The sequence below is a fragment of the Streptococcus oralis genome (assembly GCF_003942875.1).
Classification (GTDB): Bacteria; Bacillota; Bacilli; order Lactobacillales; family Streptococcaceae; genus Streptococcus; species Streptococcus oralis_BX.
The window spans coordinates 32,313-52,357 of the sequence record NZ_RMVK01000008.1; the positions used below are offsets into that span (position 1 = coordinate 32,313).

The following is a 20,045-nucleotide window of genomic DNA, read 5'->3' on the forward strand; positions in this document are numbered from 1 at the left end:
TTCCTTGAAATAGCTGAAGGAAAGTTAGTTGAAATGAAAACGGTTTTACTCTTTAAAGCTATAAAGAGAACAAGAAAAATTTTGATTTTCGTGGTATAATAGAACTCTATATGTAAGGAGGTAAGGTATGGAATTAGTGCCTGGAATTTCAGCACATTTTGTTCAATCCAAAAAGTTTAAAACAAATAAAATCACTATTCGTTTTACTGCTCCCTTATCTCTTGAGACAATAGCAGGACGCATGTTAAGTGCTAGTATGTTGGAGACGGCAAATCAAGCTTATCCCACATCACAAGCATTTCGCAGATACTTGGCAAGTTTATATGGAACAGATATTTCCACAAGTGCTTATCGTAGGGGACAGGCACATATTCTTGACTTAACATTTACTTATGTGAGGGATGATTTTTTAAGCAAAAAGAATGTCTTGACTTCTCGAATTTTGGAATTGGTGAGACAGACTTTATTTGCTCCCTTAGCTCAAGATGGTGCTTTTGAGCCAGCTTTATTTGAAATTGAAAGAAAACAGTTATTGGCTAGTCTAGCTACTGATATGGATGATTCATTTTATTTTGCTCATAAGGAGTTGGATAGCTTGTTCTTCCATGATGAGCGTCTTCAATTGAGATACAGTGATTTACGAAATAGCATTTTAAATGAGTCTCCGGAAAGTGGCTACATGTGCTTTCAAAATACTCTGAAAAATGATCGTATTGATTTCTTTTTCTTAGGTGATTTTAATGAAGTAGAAATTACAGAATCACTGAAGTCATTACCCTTTACAGCTAGAGAGAACGGCGTCACTATCCAGTACCATCAATCTTATTCGAATGTTCTACGAGAAGGAATGTTTCAGAGGAATGTTGGGCAATCTATTTTGGAATTAGGCTATCATTCTCCTGTAAAATATGGTGATGATGAGCATTTGCCCATGCTTGTTATGAATGGTTTGTTGGGTGAATTTGCACATTCGAAACTTTTTACAAATGTTCGTGAAAATGCTGGAATAGCCTATACAGTCTCTAGTCAATTGGATTTGTTTAGTGGTCTGTTAAGGATGTATGCGGGTATTGATAGAGAAAATCGAAATCAGGCTAGAAAATTGATGAATCATCAGTTGCTAGATTTGAAAAAGGGCAACTTTACAGATTTTGAGCTTGAACAAACCAAGGAGATGATTCGACGATCTTTGTTGATGGCTCAAGATAATCAACAGGCCCTAGTTGAAAGAGTCTATTTGAATGCTCTATTGGGGAAATCAAGCTTTGACATTGATCGATTGGTGGCAAAATTAGAGAGTGTTGATAAAGAAGCTGTATGTAAAGCTGCCAATAGTTTGAAGTTACAAGCGATTTACTTTATGGAAGGAGTAGAATGACAAAGGTTACTTTTGAAGAAAAATACTATCCTGCTGTAAAGGAAACAGTCTACAAAACAAAATTGTCAAATGGATTGACAGTTTCTTTACTCCCTAAGCAAGATTTCAATGAGGTTTATGGGATTGTAACAGTTCAATTTGGTTCTGTAGATGCAACTTATACAAGCTTGGGAAAAGGTTTACGTCATCATCCAGCAGGAATTGCACATTTTCTTGAACATAAATTGTTTGAAAGAGAAAATTCGGAGGATATAATGGCTGCTTTTACTCGATTAGGTGCGGACAGTAATGCCTTTACAAGCTTTACTAAGACCAGCTATCTTTTTTCAACAATTGACCATCTATTAGAGAATTTAGATTTGCTAGATGAGTTAGTCGGAGGTGTTCATTTTACAGAAGAGTCTATTTTGAGGGAACAGGATATTATCCAGCAAGAACGAGAAATGTACCAAGATGATCCAGACTCACGCTTGTTTTTTGCAACATTAGCCAACCTTTATCCTGATACTCCTTTAGCAATAGACATTGTTGGAAGTGAAAAATCAATTTCTGAGATTCAAGTTTCAAATTTAAAAGAGAACTTTACAGAGTTTTACAAACCTGTCAATATGTCACTGTTTTTAGTTGGAAATATTGATGTAAGAGTTGTTGAGGAATACTTTTCGAAAAAGGGAAAGGAAGTTTCAAACCAGTTTATGGTTTCAAAAGAGCAACTACCCTTGCAGCCTGTGAAGCAAACAGATAGTCTTCGGATGGAAGTTTCTTCACCCAAACTTGCTGTTGCGATTAGAGGTAATGGGCAAATAACAGAAGCTGAGTCTTATCGTTACAATATTTTATTGAAATTACTATTTACGATGATGTTTGGTTGGACTTCTGATCGTTTTCAAAGGTTATATGAGTCTGGGAAGCTAGATGCGTCATTGTCACTTGAGGTTGAAGTCAACAGTCGCTTTCATTTTGTGATATTGACAATGGACACCAAAGAGCCTGTTTCTCTGTCGCATCAATTTCGTAAAGCGATTCGTCAGTTTAGTAGTGATGCGGATATTACAGAGGAACATTTAGATCTTGTTAAGAGTGAGATGTTTGGGGAATTTTTCAGTAGCATGAACTCTTTGGAATTTATTGCAACTCAATACGATCCGATGGATCGCGGAGAAACAATTTTTGATTTTCCGAAAATTTTACAGGAAATTACTTTGGAGGATGTTCTAGAAGCTGGACATCGTTTGATTGATAATGGTGATCTAGTTGATTTTACAATCTTTCCAGCTTAAAAGATGACTAATACTAGAAAGAAGGAATGGTACGTATGAGAAAAAAAACAATTGGCGAGGTTCTACGTTTAGCTAGAATTAATCAGGGATTGAGTTTAGAAGAATTGCAGGAAAAAACTGAAATTCAGTTGCATTTTCTAGAAGCTATGGAGGCAGATGATTTTGATCAACTTCCTAGTACCTTCTATGCTCGTTCTTTTTTAAGAAAATATGCCTGGGCAGTAGAGTTAGATGAAAGAATTGTTTTGGATGCCTACGATTCAGGTAGTATGATCACTTATGAAGAGGTTGATGTTGATGAAGAAGACCTATCTGGTCGTAGACGGTCAAATAAGAAAAAAACGTCTTATCTTCCTTTGTTTTATTTTGTGCTATTTGCTTTGTCAATTTTAATTTTTGTGACTTACTATGTTTGGAACTACATCCAAACTCAGCCAAGTCCTTCTTCAGCTAATTATAGTGTTGTGAGTTCAACTAGTTCCACAACCTCATCTGGTTCATCTTCTAGTAGTCAGACGTCTAGCTCGTCTTCTACTACGGAATCAACTATTACAGTGTCAGGCGAAGGAAACCGCATTGAAGCTCGGTATAAAACGAGTAAGGAAACCGCTACTGTTCAATTGGCAGTTTCAGATGAAGCTAGTTGGGTTAGTGTTTCAGGAAGTGAGCTGGAGGGTGGTGTGACACTATCCGCAGACAATAAGAATGCAAAAACAACAGTTTCAACTAAGAATCCCGTTACCATTACTTTAGGTGTAGTGAAGGGAGTTACTGTGACTGTGGACAATCAAACGATTGATACTTCGAAGCTGACAACTCAGACTGGAACTGTAACACTTACATTTACTACAGATTAAGGAAAAATCAATGAAAAAAGAACAAATTCCTAATGTATTAACAATTGGTAGAATTCTCTTTATACCTCTCTTTATTCTTATTTTGACTTTGGGCCATTCACAAGGCAGTCATTTGCTAGCAGCTATAATTTTTGCAGTTGCTAGTATAACGGATTATCTTGATGGCTATCTTGCTCGTAAATGGAATGTAGTCAGCAACTTTGGAAAGTTTGCTGATCCGATGGCCGATAAGCTGTTGGTTATGTCAGCTTTTATCATGTTGATTGAGTTAGGTATGGCTCCAGCTTGGGTTGTTGCTATTATCATCTGTCGTGAACTTGCGGTGACAGGCTTGCGCTTGTTGCTTGTTGAGACGGGAGGGACAGTTCTAGCAGCAGCGATGCCAGGGAAAATCAAGACCTTTAGTCAGATGTTTGCCATTATCTTTTTGCTCTTACATTGGAATTTAATTGGTCAGCTGTTGCTTTATATCGCTTTGTTTTTCACTATCTACTCTGGCTATGATTATTTCAAGGGTAGCGCTCATGTATTCAAAGGGACATTTGGTTCGAAATGAAATCGATTATTGAAGTAAAAAATCTGTCTTTTCGTTACAAGGAAGAACAGGAACATTATGACGTTAATAATGTCTCGTTTCACGTGAAACGGGGAGAATGGCTTTCGATTGTAGGTCATAATGGGAGTGGGAAATCGACAACTATCCGTTTGATTGATGGCTTGCTTGAAGCAGATTCTGGGGAAATCTGGATAGATGGGCAATTGCTGTCCTCTGAGAATGTTTGGGACTTACGCCGTCAAATTGGTATGGTTTTTCAAAATCCAGATAACCAATTTGTGGGGGCGACTGTTGAAGATGATGTTGCCTTCGGTCTAGAAAATCAGGGACTTCCTCGTGAAGAAATGAAGAAGAGAGTGGCTGATTCTTTGGAGTTGGTAGGGATGCTGGACTTTAAGAAGAGAGAACCAGCTCGTTTATCTGGTGGACAAAAACAGCGAGTGGCCATTGCAGGAGTTGTTGCCTTGAGGCCAGCTATTTTAATTCTGGACGAGGCTACAAGTATGTTGGATCCCGAGGGACGACGAGAACTAATTCAGACAGTTCAAGAGATTCGAAAAGACCACCAGATGACAGTCGTCTCCATTACACATGACTTAGAAGAAGTTGCGATGAGTGATCGTGTCTTGGTCATGAAAAAAGGCCAAGTGGAGTCAACCAGCAGCCCAAGAGAACTTTTTTCTCGGGATGACCTTGACCAGATAGGGTTAGATGAGCCTTTTACTAATCAATTGAGAGAATCTTTGAGAGAGACTGGTTATCAGTTGCCGGATGGCTATTTGACAGAAGGAGAGCTAGAGGACAAGTTATGGGAATTACTCTAGAAAATGTGAGCTTTACCTATCAAGAGGGGACTCCCCTATCTTCATCAGCCTTGACTGATGTTTCCTTGACGATTGAGGATGGTTCCTATACGGCTTTGGTAGGGCACACAGGTAGTGGGAAATCAACGATTTTACAGCTCTTAAATGGCCTATTGGTACCAAGTAAGGGTTCTGTTCGAGTTTTCGATACCGTCATTACCCCTACATCAACCAATAAAGAAATTCGCCAGATTCGAAAGCAAGTCGGTCTAGTGTTTCAATTTGCTGAAAATCAGATTTTCGAAGAGACTGTTTTGAAAGATGTTGCATTTGGACCGCAAAATTTTGGAGTTTCTGAGGAAGAGGCCAAGAAAATTGCGCGTGAAAAGTTAGCCTTGGTAGGCATCGATGAGTCACTCTTTGAGCGCAGTCCTTTTGAACTTTCGGGTGGTCAGATGAGACGTGTGGCTATAGCAGGTATGCTAGCCATGGAGCCAACTGTCTTGGTTTTGGATGAGCCAACAGCAGGGCTAGATCCTCTGGGCAGAAAAGAACTGATGACCTTGTTTAAAAAACTCCACCTTTCTGGAATGACAATCGTTCTGGTAACGCATTTGATGGATGACGTAGCTACGTATGCTGATCAGGTCTATGTTATGGAAAAGGGGCGTTTGGTCAAAAGTGGCAAACCGAGCGAAGCTTTCCAAGATGTAGCATCTATGGAAAAAGTGCAGTTAGGTGTGCCTAAAATCACAGCCTTTTGTAAGCGTTTGGCAGATAGAGGTGTAGCTTTTAAAAAATTGCCAATCAAGATAGAGGAGTTTAAGGAGTCGCTAAATGGATAGTATGATTTTAGGGCGTTATATACCGGGGGATTCCATCATTCATCGCTTGGATCCCCGTAGCAAATTGCTTGCCATGATTCTGCTGATTTTGATTGTATTTTGGGCCAATAATCCCCTCACCAATCTCATTCTGTTTGTAGCGACAGGTATATTTATCGCTTTGTCAGGCGTTTCCCTCTCATTTTTCGTTCAGGGATTAAAATCCATGTTCTTCTTGATCGCTTTTACGACTCTTTTTCAGCTCTTTTTCATTTCAAGTGGAAATGTCTTATTTGAGTTTTCTTTTATAAGAATAACGGATTATGCTTTGCAACAAGCAGGAATCATTTTCTGTCGTTTTTTGTTGATTATTTTCTTTTCAACTTTGTTAACCTTAACGACCATGCCCTTGAGTCTGGCAGCTGCAGTTGAAGCTCTTTTAGCACCGCTGAAACGCGTGAAAGTTCCCGTTCATGAAATTGGTCTCATGTTATCAATGAGTTTGCGTTTTGTTCCAACCTTGATGGATGACACAACGAGAATTATGAATGCTCAAAAAGCTCGTGGAGTTGACTTTGGCGAAGGTAGCATCGTTCAAAAAGTAAAGGCTATGATTCCAATTTTAATTCCTCTTTTTGCGACGAGCTTAAAGCGTGCAGATTCATTGGCAATAGCCATGGAAGCGCGTGGTTATCAGGGAGGAAAGGGTAGAAGTCAGTATAGACAGTTGAGATGGAGTCAAAAGGATACACTGGCAATTCTTGTGATTTTGGTACTGGGATGTTTCTTATTTTTCTTAAAATCTTAGCAGGTTTGTAGGATTGATAAGAAGCTCACAGTAGCAGGTTTTTAGTATAAAGGTAGGAATATGAACCGTTTTAAAAAATCAAAATATCTAATCATCGTTTTTGTCACAGTTCTGGCAGTTTCTGTACTATTAGTGACAACCTATTCAAGCGCTATTGTGACGAAACTAGGAGATGGGATTTCCTTGGTAGATAGAATTGTTCAAAAACCCTTTCAGTGGTTTGATACTTTCAAATCGGATTTGGGACATTTGACGCAGACTTACAATGAAAATGAGAGTCTAAAGAAACAACTTTATCAACTAGAGGTGGAGTCTAATCAATCAGAAAGTTTAAAAAATGAAAATGAACAATTACGTCAGTTGCTGGATATGAAGTCAAAATTGCAGGCTACAAAAACCATTGCAGCAGATGTGATTATGCGAGCTCCAGTATCTTGGAAACAAGAGTTAACAATTGATGCGGGAAGTTCAAAAGGAGCATCTGAAAATATGTTGGCCATTGCAAACGGGGGTTTGATTGGTAGTGTTTCAAAGGTGGAGGATCATTCAACAACGATCAACCTATTGACAAACACCGAAAATTCAGACAAAATTTCTGTTAAAATCCTGCATGGTTCTACTGAAATTTACGGGATTATCGTTGGTTATGATAAGGAGTCAGAACTGCTTAAAATTAGCCAATTAAATAGTAACAGCGACATTAGCGCAGGAGACAAGGTGACTACAGGGGGGCTCGGAAACTTTAATGTTAAGGATATCCCTGTTGGAGAGGTTGTTGCTACAACACACAGCAGTGATTATCTAACAAAGGAAGTAACAGTCAAGTTAAGTGCTGACACCAAAAATCTTCACGTGGTAGAGTTAGTGGGGAATTAGCAATGAGACTGTTAAAACAAATTGGTATTTTCTTTTTACTCCCTTTTGTCGTACTAATTGATGCACATATTGGACAATTAGCGGGATCCTTCTTCCCTCACTTTCATTTAGCAAGTCATTTTCTGTTTTTATTTCTCTTGTTTGAGACAATTGAGGTTTCAGAATATCTCTATCTAGCTTATTGCGGTATAGTGGGTTTAGTGTACGATATCTATTTTTTCCACTTGATAGGAATTGCAACACTTCTATTTATCTTGATAGGAGCTTCGCTCCATAAATTTAATAGTGTAATTTTGCTAAACCGTTGGACAAGAATGTTAACAATAGTTGTGATGAGTTTCCTATTTGATATGGGGAGTTATCTTCTTGCTTTGGCTGTGGGATTGACGGTAGATTCTATGCCAGTCTTCATTGTCTATAGTCTTGTCCCATCAATGATTCTGAACTTCTTATGGATGGTGATTTTCCAATATATTTTTGAAAAATGTTATCTATAAGAAAGAAATAAAAATGTAACAAAGGCGTAATATTTATTATGTCTTTTTTTGGTATACTAGTAATGTCTTAAATAGAAGGAGTATCTACACAATATGAAGAAAAAAATCTTAGCGTCACTTTTATTAAGTACAGTATTGGTTTCACAAGCGGCGGTATTAACAACTGTTCATGCTGAAACAACTGATGAAAAGATTGCTGCTCAAGATAGTAAGATTAGTAATTTGACATCTCAACAAAAAGAAGCTCAAAAACAAGTAGATGAAATCCAAACGCAAGTTACAGCTATCCAAACTCAACAAACGAACTTGGAAGCTGAGAACGAAACTCTACAAGCTGAATCTAAAAAACTTGAAGGAGAAATTACAGAGCTTTCTAAGAACATTGTTGCTCGTAATGAATCTTTGGAGAAACAAGCACGTAGCGCACAAACAAACGGTGCTGCAACTAGCTATATCAATACAATTGTAAACTCAAAATCAATTACAGAAGCTATTTCACGTGTTGCAGCAATGAGCGAGATTGTATCAGCTAACAACAAAATGTTGGAACAACAGAAAGCTGATAAGAAATCTATCGCTGAAAAACAGGTTGCAAATAATGAAGCAATCAACACTGTCATTGCGAACCAACAAACGCTTGCTGACGATGCACAAGCATTGACAACAAAACAAGCAGAGTTGAAAGTTGCTGAGTTAAACCTTGCTGCAGAGAAAGCTACTGCAGAAAGCGATAAAGCTACTTTATTGGAACAAAAAGCAGCAGCAGAGGCAGAAGCAAAAGCAGCAGCTGAAGCAGAAGCGGCTTATAAAGCACGTCAAACAAGCCAACAACAATCGGTTGTTGCTTCTGGAAATACAACACTTTCAGATCAAGTGCAAGCGACTTCAAGCTCTTCATCAGATGATGATTCAAGCTACACTCCAGCGCCTGCACCAACTCCAACAAGACAGCGTCCAACATACAGTACAAATGCTTCAAGTTATCCAACTGGAGAATGTACTTGGGGAGCTAAAACATTAGCACCTTGGGCTGGAGATTACTGGGGTAACGGAGCGCAGTGGGCTACAAGTGCAGCAGCTGCAGGATTCCGTACTGGATCAACTCCACAAGTTGGTGCGATTGCATGTTGGAATGACGGTGGATATGGACACGTAGCGGTTGTTACAGCAGTTTCATCGTCAACTAGCATTCAAGTATCAGAATCAAACTATGGTGGAGATCGTACAATCGGTAACAAACGTGGATGGTTCAACCCAACTACAACTTCTGAAGGTTACGTAACATATATCTATCCAAACTAATGAATGAAACGAAGAGGCTCGATGTGAGTCTCTTTTATTATTTTTTATCGAAAGCAAGGCCGAAATCTATTTAAACCACTTGAAAATATCGCTAAAATGTGATAAAATGAAACTTGTCGTGTAAACGATAATACTCATTCTGGATGAATTGTGAAACTGTTGCCCTCGGGTCGTTTTGCAAGTTGAAGTCGAGGAGAGGAAAAAAACAAAAAGGAGAAATACTCATGGCAGTAATTTCAATGAAACAACTTCTTGAGGCTGGTGTACACTTTGGTCACCAAACTCGTCGCTGGAACCCTAAGATGGCTAAGTACATCTTCACTGAGCGTAACGGAATCCACGTTATCGACTTGCAACAAACTGTAAAATACGCTGACCAAGCATACGACTTTATGCGTGATGCTGCAGCTAACGATGCAGTTGTATTGTTTGTTGGTACTAAAAAACAAGCTGCTGACGCTGTTAAAGAAGAAGCAGAACGTTCAGGTCAATACTACATCAACCACCGTTGGTTGGGTGGAACTCTTACTAACTGGGGAACTATCCAAAAACGTATCGCTCGTTTGAAAGAAATCAAACGTATGGAAGAAGAAGGAATCTTCGACGTTCTTCCTAAGAAAGAAGTTGCACTTCTTAACAAACAACGTGCACGTCTTGAAAAATTCTTGGGTGGTATCGAAGACATGCCTCGTATCCCAGATGTAATGTACGTAGTTGACCCACATAAAGAACAAATCGCTGTTAAAGAAGCTAAAAAATTGGGTATCCCAGTTGTAGCGATGGTTGACACAAACACTGATCCAGACGATATCGATGTAATCATCCCAGCTAACGATGACGCTATCCGCGCTGTTAAATTGATCACAGCTAAATTGGCTGACGCTATCATCGAAGGACGTCAAGGTGAAGATGCAGCAGCAGTTGAAGCAGAATTTGTAGCTTCAGAAGCTCAAGCTGACTCAATCGAAGAAATCGTTGAAGTTGTAGAAGGCGACAACGCTTAATTCATATAAATAGTAATTACCTAGGAGGGCGGGGCCTAGCCCAGCTCTCCTATTTTTAAAAAATATAGGAGAATCAAAATGGCAGAAATTACAGCTAAACTTGTAAAAGAGTTGCGTGAAAAATCTGGTGCCGGTGTTATGGACGCTAAAAAAGCGCTTGTAGAAACAGACGGTGATATCGAAAAAGCGATCGAATTGCTTCGCGAAAAAGGTATGGCGAAGGCAGCTAAGAAAGCTGACCGTGTTGCAGCTGAAGGTTTGACTGGTGTGTTTGTTAACGGTAACGTTGCAGCAGTAGTTGAAGTAAATGCCGAAACTGACTTCGTTGCGAAAAACGCTCAATTCGTTGACTTGGTAAACGCAACGGCTAAAGTAATTGCTGAAGGAAAACCAGCTAACAACGAAGAAGCACTTGCTTTGACAATGCCTTCAGGTGAAACTCTTGAAGCTGCATATGTATCTGCAACAGCTACAATCGGTGAAAAAATCTCATTCCGTCGTTTTGCTTTGCTTGAAAAAACAGATGCACAACACTTCGGAGCATACCAACACAATGGTGGTCGTATCGGTGTTATCTCTGTTATTGAAGGTGGAGACGAAGCGCTTGCTAAACAAATCTCAATGCACATTGCTGCGATGAAACCAACAGTTCTTTCTTACAAAGAATTGGATGAGCAATTCGTTAAAGATGAGTTGGCACAATTGAACCACGTAATCGACCAAGATAACGAAAGCCGTGCAATGGTTGGTAAACCAGCTCTTCCACACTTGAAGTATGGATCAAAAGCACAATTGACTGATGAAGTGATTGCTCAAGCTGAAGCTGATATCAAAGCTGAGTTGGCTGCAGAAGGCAAACCAGAAAAAATCTGGGACAAAATCATCCCAGGTAAAATGGACCGCTTTATGCTTGACAACACTAAAGTTGACCAAGCATACACACTTCTTGCACAAGTATACATCATGGATGACAGCAAGACAGTTGAAACTTACCTTGAATCAGTAAATGCTTCAGTAGTTGAGTTCGCTCGCTTTGAAGTTGGTGAAGGTATCGAGAAAGCTGCAAACGACTTTGAAGCAGAAGTTGCAGCTACAATGGCAGCAGCCTTGAATAACTAACAGAAAAGGAAGCAAATTGCTTCCTTTTTCTTTTGGTCTAGAGAGTAGATTCTGTATGAGTAAACAAAAAGCCCTTTAATAAGGGCTAAGTGCATTTAGGAGGTTACACTTCAAATTCATAGAGTGCTGTAGACAAATAACGTTCGCCGTTATCTGGTGCTAAAGCAAGGACTTTCTTACCTGTACCTAATTTCTTGGCAACCTCAATTGCCCCGTAAATTGCTGCAGCTGAAGAAATCCCAATAAGGAAGCCTTCTTTTCCACCAATTTCACGGCCAAGCGCTAGAGCATCATCTGACGTTACGCGGACGATACCATCATAGGCCTTTGTATCAAGTGTTTCAGGAATAAACCCAGCTGAGATACCTTGAATTTTGTGAGGTCCTGGTTTTTCACCAGACAAGATAGCTGACTCGTCTGCCTCAACTGCATAAACTTGAATGTTTGAATTTGCTGCTTTAAGAGCGTGAGAAACACCTGAGATCGTTCCACCGGTGCCAACACCACCCACAAAAGCATCTAGTCCATCAGAACCGAAAGCGGCTAGTATTTCAGCTCCTGTTGTTCTTTCGTGTACTTCTGGATTAGCTGGATTATTAAATTGGAGTGGAAGGAAGCCGTCACGTTCAGCGGCGATTTCCTGAGCTTTGGCAATGGCCCCTTTCATTCCTTCGCTACCAGGAGTGAGGACGAGTTCAGCACCATAGGCTTGGATAATCTTACGTCGTTCCACGCTCATCGTTTCAGGCATGACGATAACAACTTTATATCCTTTAGCAGCACCAACCCATGAAAGACCAATACCAGTGTTTCCACTCGTTGCTTCAACAATGGTAGCACCCGGTTTTAGAATACCATCTTGTTCTGCTTTTTCAATCATGCTAAGGGCAATACGGTCTTTAACTGAAGATCCTGGGTTAAAGGCTTCTAGTTTAACATAGACATCTGCAGCCCCCTCTGGGACAATATTGTTAAGTTTAACAATCGGTGTTTGTCCAATAAGTTCAGTGATATTGTTATAAATAGTCATAGATATACCTCTTTGTATAAGATGATACTAGTATAACGCGCTTAAGGCTATTTGTAAAATATAGAAATCCTATCAAAGTGATAGGATTTTTTTATATCAAAAGTCTAAGCCATTAATTTTTAATCGATTGTGATAAGCCAATTTTAATAAATAGGTGTAAAGAGGGAGGATGTCTGTTTTTTTAGGGAATTCAAATTTATGGAAACTCAGATGCTCATTATGTGCTTTAAGAGAGATATTTTCTAAATAAGTAATCGTAATCTCACTATCATCTATACCTGCTCCAGCAGTTTCCATTTCAACGTTTACAATGTTCATCAAAAACAGTGACTTAACAGACACCTTGCGACCAGTGGCACCTTGCTTATCTGTAAAAATAATACGAATATTTGTAAAGATGATGGAATCTCGAATAAGTTTATACCCGCTTTGAATTTCTTCATTCTCTAGTAGATATTGACCATATTCTTTGATAAGAGTCTCTTTGTTTTCCTCGCTAAAGTTTCCAGCAAGTCCTTGAATAAATTTCCCAAACGCCATGTATTTCTCCTTTGTTTACACTAAGTTTACAGGAACTTCAACTTCTCGTAAACCTTGATTTGTTAAAGTAACCTTTCCATTAAAAAACTCTACAAGAGCAGACTTGATATTTTCTTTCTCTTCCTTATCAACATAAATCATTGTATCAACTTGATCTGTAAAGTTTGTATCCAGCTCCATGAGATGATGCTCTCTAAGAAAATTACCATATTCTTGATACTGAGCGTAAGACATCTGAATGGCTATGCCAGCCTGTTCTTTGATTTCAATAATGCCAATTTCTTTGACAGCCAAGGCTACGCTACCTGCATAAGCACGAATCAAACCACCAGCACCTAGTTTGATGCCACCAAAGTAGCGTGTCACTACCACACAGAGATTGGTTAGATTATGATTTTCTAAGACACCCAGCATAGGGACTCCAGCAGTACCACTAGGTTCCCCATCATCACTCGTACGTTTGATTTCACTGCGTTCCCCTACAATAAAAGCAGAGCAGTTATGGGTGGCTTTATAGTGTTCTTTTTTGATGGTAGTTATGAAGTCACGAGCCTCTTCTTCGCTATAAACACGCTTGACATGACAGATAAATCGAGATTTTTTGATTTCTTCTTGGACCTGCCCATCCTCTTTAATTGTTCTAAATTCCATGATTTAATTGTACTAAAAAAATATCTAAAGTGCTAGATTTTTACGAATAAAGAAGTATGAAAGTAAATCCAAATTACCTCGGTCGCTTGTTTACTGAGAAAGAATTAACAGAAGAAGAACGGCAGATGGCTGAGAAACTTCCAGCAATGAGAAAAGAGAAAGGGAAACTGTTTTGTCAACGTTGTAATAGTAGTATTCTAGAAGAATGGCATTTGCCTATAGGCGCTTACTATTGTAGGGAGTGTTTATTGATGGAGAGAGTCAGGAGTGATCAAGCTTTATACTATTTTCCACAGGAGGATTTTCCTAAGCAAGACGTCCTCAAATGGCGTGGTCAGTTAACACCTTTTCAAGAAAAAGTTTCAGAGGGACTTCTTCAAGCGGTAGACAAGCAAGAGCCAACCTTGGTTCACGCTGTAACAGGAGCTGGAAAGACAGAGATGATTTATCAAGTTGTGGCTAAAGTGATTGATGAAGGTGGTGCAGTTTGTTTAGCCAGCCCTCGAATAGATGTTTGCTTGGAGTTATATAAGCGACTGCAGAATGACTTTGCTTGTGAGATAGCACTACTTCATGGTGAGTCAGAACCCTATTTTCGAACACCACTAGTTGTTGCAACGACTCATCAGCTGTTAAAATTTTATCATGCTTTTGATTTGCTGATAGTGGATGAAGTAGATGCCTTTCCTTATGTTGACAACTCTGTTCTTTACTATGCTGTAAACCAATGTGTAAAGGAGGAGGGGTTAAGGATATTTCTTACAGCAACTTCTACAGATGAGTTAGATAAGAAGGTTCGCACTGGAGAATTAAAACGATTGAGCTTGCCAAGACGATTTCATGGAAATCCATTGATTATTCCTAAACCAGTCTGGTTATCGGATTTTAATCGCTGTTTAGAGAAAAATCAATTGTCAACCAAGTTAAAGACTTATATTGAGAAACAGAGAAGAACAGGTTATCCCTTACTGATTTTTACATCAGAGATTAAGAAAGGCGAAAAACTAAAAGAAACACTACAGGTGTATTTCCCAGATGAGAAAATTGGTTTTGTATCTTCTATCACAGAAGATCGATTAGAGCAAGTACAAGCTTTTCGAGATGGAGAACTGACAATACTGATTAGTACAACAATATTGGAACGCGGGGTTACCTTCCCTTGTGTGGATGTTTTCGTAGTAGAAGCTAATCATCGTCTCTTTACCAAGTCTAGTTTGATTCAGATTGGAGGGCGAGTTGGACGCAGTATGGATAGACCAACTGGTGAGTTGCTCTTCTTTCATGATGGATTAAATGCTTCCATCAAAAAGGCAATCAAGGAAATCAAGCAGATGAATAAGGAGGCAGAGTTATGAACTGTTTACTATGTGGCCAGACTACAAAGAGTGAGCTGACTTTTAGCAGTCTCTTCCTTTTGAAGGATGACTGCAGTTATCTTTGTTCAGATTGTGCTTCTAGTTTTGAGAAGATTGGTGAGAATTATTGCCCAAACTGTATGAAAACAGGCATGTCAACTAAGTGTCAAGATTGTAAACTTTGGTGTAAAAAAGGAATTCAGGTTGATCATAAGGCAATCTTTACCTATAATCAAGCTATGAAAGACTTTTTCAGTCGATATAAGTTTGATGGCGATTTTTTGCTTAGAAAAGTTTTTGCTTCTGTTCTTGCTGAGGAGCTGAAAAAGTATAGAGGATATCAATTTGTGTTGATTCCCCTAAGCCCTGAAAGATTGCTTGAGAGGGGGTTTAACCAAGTCGAGGGTTTGGTTGAGGCAGCAGGCTTTTCTTTTAAAGATATATTAGGAAAAAGAGAAGAGAGCGCTAGTTCTTCTAAAAGCCGTTTGGAAAGGTTAGCTACTGAAATTCCATTTTTTATTAAAGATGGTATCTCGCTTCCTAAGAAGATTTTGCTGATTGATGACATCTATACAACAGGGGCAACTGTGAATCGAGTGAAACGACTTTTGGAAGAAGCAGGTGCTTTGGAAGTTAAAACTTTTTCCCTTGTAAGATGAGGAAAAAATTTGCAAAATGAAAATGAAAGCGTTATAATATAGTTAGAAAAACAAAAATGTTTAGAAAGAAGGTACTTATATGATTAAATATAGTATCCGTGGTGAAAACCTAGAAGTAACAGAAGCAATTCGTGATTATGTAGTTTCTAAACTCGAAAAGATCGAAAAGTATTTCCAACCTGAGCAGGAGTTGGATGCACGTGTGAACTTGAAAGTTTACCGTGAAAAAACAGCAAAGGTTGAAGTAACAATTCCACTTGGATCTATCACTCTTCGCGCTGAAGATATTTCTCAAGATATGTATGGTTCTATCGATCTTGTGACAGATAAAATTGAACGTCAGATTCGTAAAAATAAAACTAAAATCGAACGTAAGAATAAAAATAAAGTTGCGACAAGTCAACTCTTTACAGATGCTCTGGTAGAAGATGCAAATGTAGTGCAACCAAAAGTTGTTCGTTCAAAACAAATTGATTTGAAGCCAATGGATTTAGAAGAAGCCCTTCTCCAAATGGATTTATTGGGACATGATTTCTTTATCTATGTAGATGTGGAAGATCAAACAACTAATGTTTTGTATCGCCGTGAAGATGGTGAAGTTGGTTTGTTAGAAGTAAAAGAATCATAAAATAGAATTTTTAAAGTGGTTTACACCAGTGTAAACCATTTTTATATTGCATTATTATAAAAGGTATAAATGGGGGCAGTTATGAAAGACGTGGTGATTGTTTCAGCAGTGCGAACTCCAATAGGCTCCTTTGGAGGAAGTTTGAAGAATGTTTCAGCTGTTGATTTGGGAACTTTGGTTATTAAGAGTGCTTTGGAAAAAGCCAATGTCAAACCAGAGCAGGTAGACGAAGTGATTATGGGGAATGTCCTAGGCGCAGGTTTAGGTCAAAACGTAGCTCGTCAAATGAGCGTTCATGCAGGACTCCCTGAATTTACACCAGCCTTTGCCATCAATAAGGTTTGTGGTTCCGGTTTGAAGGCCGTGCAGTTGGCTGCTCAAGCGATTCGATGTGGCGATGCAGATATTATCGTAGCTGGTGGTGCAGAAAACATGAGTCAGGCTCCATACGTTTTGCCAAGTTTCCGTTGGGGTGGTCGTATGGGAGATTCGAAAGTGGTAGATACCATGATTAAGGATGGTTTGTCTGATGCCTTTAACGAATACCATATGGGAATTACAGCCGAGAATGTGGCTGAAGAATATGGCATCAGTCGAGAAGAGCAAGATGCTCTTGCTTTAGAGTCACAAAAACGAGCAGTTGCAGCTATAGAATCTGGCCGCTTTAAAGAAGAGATTATTCCAGTTGTCATTCCTCAACGCAAAGGCGATCCTATCGTTTTTGATACAGATGAATATCCTAGAAAAGATGCTAGCTTGGAGAGTTTGTCTAAGCTAGGTCCTATTTTCAAAAAAGACGGTTCTGTCACAGCGGGAAATGCTTCAGGAATCAATGACGGGGCAGCAGCTGTCTTAATCATGAGTGCTGAAAAAGCTGAAGAATTAGGACTTTCAGTGATTGCCCGCATTCGTTCGTATGCAAGTGCAGGTTTGGATCCTAAGATGATGGGATGTGGACCGATTTATGCGACTCGCAAGGCTCTTGAAAAAGGCAATTTGACAGTTGAAGATCTCGACTTGATTGAGTCAAATGAAGCTTTTGCTGCCCAGGCTTGTGCAGTTGGTAAAACACTTGGTTTCAACACAGATATTGTCAACGTCAATGGTGGCGCCATTGCTCTTGGTCACCCAATTGGGGCCTCCGGTTGCCGTATCCTAGTAACGCTGGTACATGAGATGATGAAACGAGATGCTAAAACTGGGTTAGCAACTCTCTGTATCGGAGGAGGGATGGGGACTGCCCTTATCGTGGAACGTTAGGTGTTAGTGATCTGAACACGTGGGTAGGAGGGCGATGATCCCCTCCTCCTTTTGTGTCTGAAGTTAGAGAAATCAATCATGAAAGAAGGGCTTGCATCTTTTAAAGGGTCGCTTTTTAAGGGCATTTGTGATATAATAATGCGCAAGAGGTTTAGAATGAAAAAAAATAATTTAATCCCGTTTTCTGCAGTCTTGCTAGGACTTGCAACTTTCGGAATCTTAACTTTGCTGATTATTTTTTCACATAATCTTGCTGTAACAATCACTGTTTTGTTTTTATTTGTACTGCTTTATTTGCTTTTATTCGTTTGGCAAAAAAAACAGTATGAAAAGAGCGAAATTGAACAAATCCAATATGTAAATCACCAAGCCGAAAATAGCTTGAGTACTTTGCTTGATCAAATGCCGGTGGGAGTACTGAAATTAGACTTATCAAGTGGAGAAGTGGAATGGTTTAATCCCTATGCTGAGCTGATTTTAACTACTGAAGAAGGCGAAATTGATGTTGAGTTAATTCAAACCATCATCAAGGCTTCTGTTGGGAATCCAGGTTCGTATGCTACCTTGGGCGAAACACGATATGCTGTTCATATGGACAAGGCTTCGGGTGTTTTGTATTTCTTTGATGTTTCTGGGGAGTACGAAGCAACTGTCGAATTGGTAACTAGCCGTCCAGTCATTGGAGTCATCTCAGTAGATAACTATGATGATTTGGAGGATGCGACATCTGACTCTGATATCAGCCATATCAATAGCTTTGTAGCTAATTTTGTTTCAGAATTTGCTAGTAAGTATGCTATGTTTTCTCGCCGTGTGGGGATGGATCGTTTTTATGTATTCACAGATTACACGGTACTAGAGGAATTGATGAATGATAAATTCTCCGTTATTGATACTTTCCGAGAAGAATCAAAACAGAGGCAGCTAGCCCTAACTTTAAGTATGGGATTTTCTTATGGTGATGGAAACCATGAAGAGATAGGGAAAATTGCCTTGCTCAACTTGAACTTAGCAGAAGTTCGCGGTGGTGACCAGGTGGTGGTCAAGGAAAATAACGAAACCAAGAATCCTGTCTACTTTGGTGGAGGAACTGCTGCATCTATCAAACGTACTCGTACACGTACCAGAGCCATGATGACAGCCATTTCTGATAAGATTCGAAGTGTTGACCAAGTTTTTGTAGTCGGTCATAAAAATCTAGATATGGATGCTTTGGGATCTGCTGTCGGTATGCAGTTGTTTGCAAGTAATATTATTGAGAACAGTTATGCTGTCTATGATGCAGAACATATGCCAGCAGATATCAAACGTGCTATTCAGTTCTTGAAGAAGGAAGATGTCACGAAACTTTTATCTCTTACAGATGCGATGAAGTTAGTTACAAACCGTTCATTATTGATTCTGGTGGATCATTCCAAGACGGCTTTGACTTTGTCAAAAGATTTTTATGATTTGTTCACTCAAACTATTGTTATTGACCATCATAGACGTGATCAGGATTTCCCTGAGAATGCAGTCATCACCTATATTGAAAGTGGGGCAAGTAGTGCCAGTGAGCTGGTCACAGAATTGATTCAGTTCCAAAATTCTAAGAAAAATCGTTTGAGTCGTATGCAGGCCAGTGTTTTGATGGCTGGTATGATGCTGGATACCAAGAATTTCACATCTCGCGTGACGAGCCGAACCTTTGATGTGGCTAGCTATCTGAGAACACGGGGAAGTGACAGTATTGCTATCCAGGAGATCGCTGCGACAGATTTTGAAGAGTACCGTGAGGTAAATGAACTCATTTTACAAGGTCGTAAGTTAGGTTCAGATATCTTGATTGCCCAAGCTAAGGACTCAATGTCTTATGACACAGTTGTTATCAGTAAGGCTGCCGATGCTATGCTGGCTATGTCTGGTATTGAGGCTAGTTTCGTTCTGGCAAAAAATACACAAGGATTTATCTCTATCTCGGCTCGAAGTCGTAGTAAAATCAATGTCCAACGCATTATGGAAGAGTTGGGTGGTGGAGGTCACTTTAATCTAGCTGCCGCGCAAATCGAGAATATGAGTCTAACAGAAGCAGGAGAAAAATTGACTCAAGTAATCTTGGAAGAACTAAAGGAAAAGGAGAAAGAAGAATGAAAGTAATCTTTTTAGCAGATGTCAAAGGAAAAGGGAAAAAAGGCGAAATCAAGGAAGTACCAACTGGCTACGCTCAAAACTTCCTGATTAAAAAGAATTTGGCCAAGGAAGCGACTGCTCAAGCAGTGGGTGAGTTGCGTGGAAAACAAAAATCAGAAGAAAAGGCTCATGCAGAGATGATTGCTGAAGCAAAAGCCATCAAGGCCAAGCTAGAAGCAGAAGAAACTGTTGTAGAGTTTGTTGAAAAGGTTGGACCAGATGGCCGTACATTTGGTTCCATCACTAACAAGAAAATTGCAGAAGAATTGCAAAAGCAGTTTGGTATTAAGATTGACAAACGCAATATTCAAGTACAAGCACCAATTCGAGCAGTAGGTTTGATTGATGTACCAGTGAAGATCTATCAAGATGTTACAAGTATCATCAATCTTCGTGTAAAAGAAGGTTAAGTTTACAACTTCTTGACAAGATTGTAAAAGGAAGGAAAG

At 39.3% G+C, this 20,045-nt stretch carries 21 protein-coding genes; 18 read left to right on the top strand and 3 right to left on the bottom strand.

The window, feature by feature from the left end:
- The first annotated feature begins 127 nt into the window (after positions 1-127).
- From yfmF to tsf, 12 genes are all read left to right on the top strand, one after another.
- On the top strand, positions 128-1,378 hold the full coding sequence (gene yfmF / locus D8844_RS09030; RefSeq protein WP_125423525.1) for an EF-P 5-aminopentanol modification-associated protein YfmF: 1,251 nt from the start codon (positions 128-130) through the stop codon (positions 1,376-1,378).
- Positions 1,375-2,658, top strand: a complete 1,284-nt coding sequence (yfmH, locus tag D8844_RS09035) for an EF-P 5-aminopentanol modification-associated protein YfmH (RefSeq protein WP_125423528.1) — start codon at positions 1,375-1,377, stop codon at positions 2,656-2,658. The genes yfmF and yfmH overlap by 4 nt, the downstream gene beginning before the upstream one ends.
- A gap of 35 nt (positions 2,659-2,693) precedes the next feature.
- Entirely contained in the window at positions 2,694-3,515 is an 822-nt protein-coding gene (gene rodZ, locus D8844_RS09040) for a cytoskeleton protein RodZ (protein WP_185757686.1), read from the top strand.
- Positions 3,516-3,525: 10 nt separating this feature from the next.
- A complete protein-coding gene (gene pgsA, locus D8844_RS09045; protein WP_000712149.1) occupies positions 3,526-4,071 on the top strand; it encodes a CDP-diacylglycerol--glycerol-3-phosphate 3-phosphatidyltransferase in 546 nt (181 codons plus the stop codon).
- Positions 4,068-4,895 (top strand): energy-coupling factor ABC transporter ATP-binding protein, encoded by an 828-nt coding sequence (locus D8844_RS09050; RefSeq protein ID WP_125423532.1) that lies wholly within the window; start codon positions 4,068-4,070, stop codon positions 4,893-4,895. Before pgsA ends, D8844_RS09050 begins: the two co-directional genes overlap by 4 nt.
- Entirely contained in the window at positions 4,880-5,719 is an 840-nt protein-coding gene (locus tag D8844_RS09055) for an energy-coupling factor transporter ATPase (RefSeq protein ID WP_125423535.1), read from the top strand. Before D8844_RS09050 ends, D8844_RS09055 begins: the two co-directional genes overlap by 16 nt.
- The gene (locus tag D8844_RS09060; RefSeq protein WP_125423537.1) at positions 5,712-6,506 is read left to right on the top strand and encodes an energy-coupling factor transporter transmembrane component T family protein; all 795 of its coding nucleotides are present in this window, start codon (positions 5,712-5,714) and stop codon (positions 6,504-6,506) included. The genes D8844_RS09055 and D8844_RS09060 overlap by 8 nt, the downstream gene beginning before the upstream one ends.
- Positions 6,507-6,566: 60 nt before the next feature.
- Positions 6,567-7,382 (top strand): rod shape-determining protein MreC, encoded by an 816-nt coding sequence (mreC, locus tag D8844_RS09065; RefSeq protein ID WP_001078970.1) that lies wholly within the window; start codon positions 6,567-6,569, stop codon positions 7,380-7,382.
- A 2-nt stretch (positions 7,383-7,384) separates the two neighbouring features.
- The gene (mreD, locus tag D8844_RS09070) at positions 7,385-7,879 is read left to right on the top strand and encodes a rod shape-determining protein MreD (RefSeq protein WP_070569579.1); all 495 of its coding nucleotides are present in this window, start codon (positions 7,385-7,387) and stop codon (positions 7,877-7,879) included.
- A gap of 93 nt (positions 7,880-7,972) precedes the next feature.
- On the top strand, positions 7,973-9,181 hold the full coding sequence (gene pcsB / locus D8844_RS09075; RefSeq protein ID WP_000726991.1) for a peptidoglycan hydrolase PcsB: 1,209 nt from the start codon (positions 7,973-7,975) through the stop codon (positions 9,179-9,181).
- A 224-nt stretch (positions 9,182-9,405) separates the two neighbouring features.
- Positions 9,406-10,185, top strand: a complete 780-nt coding sequence (gene rpsB, locus D8844_RS09080; RefSeq protein ID WP_125423540.1) for a 30S ribosomal protein S2 — start codon at positions 9,406-9,408, stop codon at positions 10,183-10,185.
- A 78-nt stretch (positions 10,186-10,263) separates the two neighbouring features.
- Positions 10,264-11,304: a translation elongation factor Ts gene (gene tsf, locus D8844_RS09085; RefSeq protein WP_125423542.1), complete on the top strand. Its 1,041-nt coding sequence runs from the start codon at positions 10,264-10,266 to the stop codon at positions 11,302-11,304.
- 103 nt (positions 11,305-11,407) lie between these two features.
- On the opposite strand, the gene cysK is transcribed toward tsf, so the two are convergent.
- From cysK to D8844_RS09100, 3 genes are all read right to left on the bottom strand, one after another.
- Positions 11,408-12,334, bottom strand: a complete 927-nt coding sequence (gene cysK / locus D8844_RS09090) for a cysteine synthase A (RefSeq protein ID WP_125423545.1) — start codon at positions 12,332-12,334, stop codon at positions 11,408-11,410.
- A gap of 96 nt (positions 12,335-12,430) precedes the next feature.
- The gene (locus tag D8844_RS09095; protein WP_125423548.1) at positions 12,431-12,874 is read right to left on the bottom strand and encodes a PH domain-containing protein; all 444 of its coding nucleotides are present in this window, start codon (positions 12,872-12,874) and stop codon (positions 12,431-12,433) included.
- Between the two features lie 15 nt (positions 12,875-12,889).
- A complete protein-coding gene (locus D8844_RS09100) occupies positions 12,890-13,525 on the bottom strand; it encodes a YigZ family protein (RefSeq protein ID WP_125423551.1) in 636 nt (211 codons plus the stop codon).
- Positions 13,526-13,581: 56 nt separating this feature from the next.
- On the opposite strand from D8844_RS09100, the gene D8844_RS09105 reads away from it, so the two are divergent.
- From D8844_RS09105 to rplI, 6 genes are all read left to right on the top strand, one after another.
- On the top strand, positions 13,582-14,880 hold the full coding sequence (locus D8844_RS09105; RefSeq protein ID WP_049479396.1) for an ATP-dependent helicase ComFA: 1,299 nt from the start codon (positions 13,582-13,584) through the stop codon (positions 14,878-14,880).
- On the top strand, positions 14,877-15,539 hold the full coding sequence (locus tag D8844_RS09110) for a ComF family protein (RefSeq protein ID WP_049479397.1): 663 nt from the start codon (positions 14,877-14,879) through the stop codon (positions 15,537-15,539). The genes D8844_RS09105 and D8844_RS09110 overlap by 4 nt, the downstream gene beginning before the upstream one ends.
- A gap of 79 nt (positions 15,540-15,618) precedes the next feature.
- On the top strand, positions 15,619-16,167 hold the full coding sequence (gene hpf, locus D8844_RS09115) for a ribosome hibernation-promoting factor, HPF/YfiA family (RefSeq protein WP_000599111.1): 549 nt from the start codon (positions 15,619-15,621) through the stop codon (positions 16,165-16,167).
- Positions 16,168-16,248: 81 nt separating this feature from the next.
- On the top strand, positions 16,249-17,427 hold the full coding sequence (locus D8844_RS09120; RefSeq protein WP_125423636.1) for an acetyl-CoA C-acetyltransferase: 1,179 nt from the start codon (positions 16,249-16,251) through the stop codon (positions 17,425-17,427).
- A 156-nt stretch (positions 17,428-17,583) separates the two neighbouring features.
- Positions 17,584-19,557 (top strand): DHH family phosphoesterase, encoded by a 1,974-nt coding sequence (locus tag D8844_RS09125; RefSeq protein ID WP_125423554.1) that lies wholly within the window; start codon positions 17,584-17,586, stop codon positions 19,555-19,557.
- Positions 19,554-20,006: a 50S ribosomal protein L9 gene (gene rplI / locus D8844_RS09130; protein WP_000864210.1), complete on the top strand. Its 453-nt coding sequence runs from the start codon at positions 19,554-19,556 to the stop codon at positions 20,004-20,006. Before D8844_RS09125 ends, rplI begins: the two co-directional genes overlap by 4 nt.
- The last annotated feature ends 39 nt before the right edge of the window (positions 20,007-20,045 follow it).

Bases quoted from the DNA above. Each gene is read 5' to 3' on its own strand.
- mreD (WP_070569579.1), top strand. From the start codon at position 7,385: ATGAGACTGTTAAAACAAATTGGTATTTTCTTTTTACTCCCTTTTGTC.
- D8844_RS09060 (WP_125423537.1), top strand. From the start codon at position 5,712: ATGGATAGTATGATTTTAGGGCGTTATATACCGGGGGATTCCATCATT.
- D8844_RS09105 (WP_049479396.1), top strand. From the start codon at position 13,582: ATGAAAGTAAATCCAAATTACCTCGGTCGCTTGTTTACTGAGAAAGAA.
- D8844_RS09055 (WP_125423535.1), top strand. From the start codon at position 4,880: ATGGGAATTACTCTAGAAAATGTGAGCTTTACCTATCAAGAGGGGACT.
- pcsB (WP_000726991.1), top strand. From the start codon at position 7,973: ATGAAGAAAAAAATCTTAGCGTCACTTTTATTAAGTACAGTATTGGTT.
- D8844_RS09120 (WP_125423636.1), top strand. From the start codon at position 16,249: ATGAAAGACGTGGTGATTGTTTCAGCAGTGCGAACTCCAATAGGCTCC.
- hpf (WP_000599111.1), top strand. From the start codon at position 15,619: ATGATTAAATATAGTATCCGTGGTGAAAACCTAGAAGTAACAGAAGCA.
- yfmF (WP_125423525.1), top strand. From the start codon at position 128: ATGGAATTAGTGCCTGGAATTTCAGCACATTTTGTTCAATCCAAAAAG.
- D8844_RS09050 (WP_125423532.1), top strand. From the start codon at position 4,068: ATGAAATCGATTATTGAAGTAAAAAATCTGTCTTTTCGTTACAAGGAA.
- tsf (WP_125423542.1), top strand. From the start codon at position 10,264: ATGGCAGAAATTACAGCTAAACTTGTAAAAGAGTTGCGTGAAAAATCT.
- pgsA (WP_000712149.1), top strand. From the start codon at position 3,526: ATGAAAAAAGAACAAATTCCTAATGTATTAACAATTGGTAGAATTCTC.
- D8844_RS09100 (WP_125423551.1), bottom strand. From the start codon at position 13,525: ATGGAATTTAGAACAATTAAAGAGGATGGGCAGGTCCAAGAAGAAATC.
- rodZ (WP_185757686.1), top strand. From the start codon at position 2,694: ATGAGAAAAAAAACAATTGGCGAGGTTCTACGTTTAGCTAGAATTAAT.
- cysK (WP_125423545.1), bottom strand. From the start codon at position 12,334: ATGACTATTTATAACAATATCACTGAACTTATTGGACAAACACCGATT.
- rplI (WP_000864210.1), top strand. From the start codon at position 19,554: ATGAAAGTAATCTTTTTAGCAGATGTCAAAGGAAAAGGGAAAAAAGGC.
- D8844_RS09110 (WP_049479397.1), top strand. From the start codon at position 14,877: ATGAACTGTTTACTATGTGGCCAGACTACAAAGAGTGAGCTGACTTTT.
- mreC (WP_001078970.1), top strand. From the start codon at position 6,567: ATGAACCGTTTTAAAAAATCAAAATATCTAATCATCGTTTTTGTCACA.
- D8844_RS09095 (WP_125423548.1), bottom strand. From the start codon at position 12,874: ATGGCGTTTGGGAAATTTATTCAAGGACTTGCTGGAAACTTTAGCGAG.
- yfmH (WP_125423528.1), top strand. From the start codon at position 1,375: ATGACAAAGGTTACTTTTGAAGAAAAATACTATCCTGCTGTAAAGGAA.
- D8844_RS09125 (WP_125423554.1), top strand. From the start codon at position 17,584: ATGAAAAAAAATAATTTAATCCCGTTTTCTGCAGTCTTGCTAGGACTT.
- rpsB (WP_125423540.1), top strand. From the start codon at position 9,406: ATGGCAGTAATTTCAATGAAACAACTTCTTGAGGCTGGTGTACACTTT.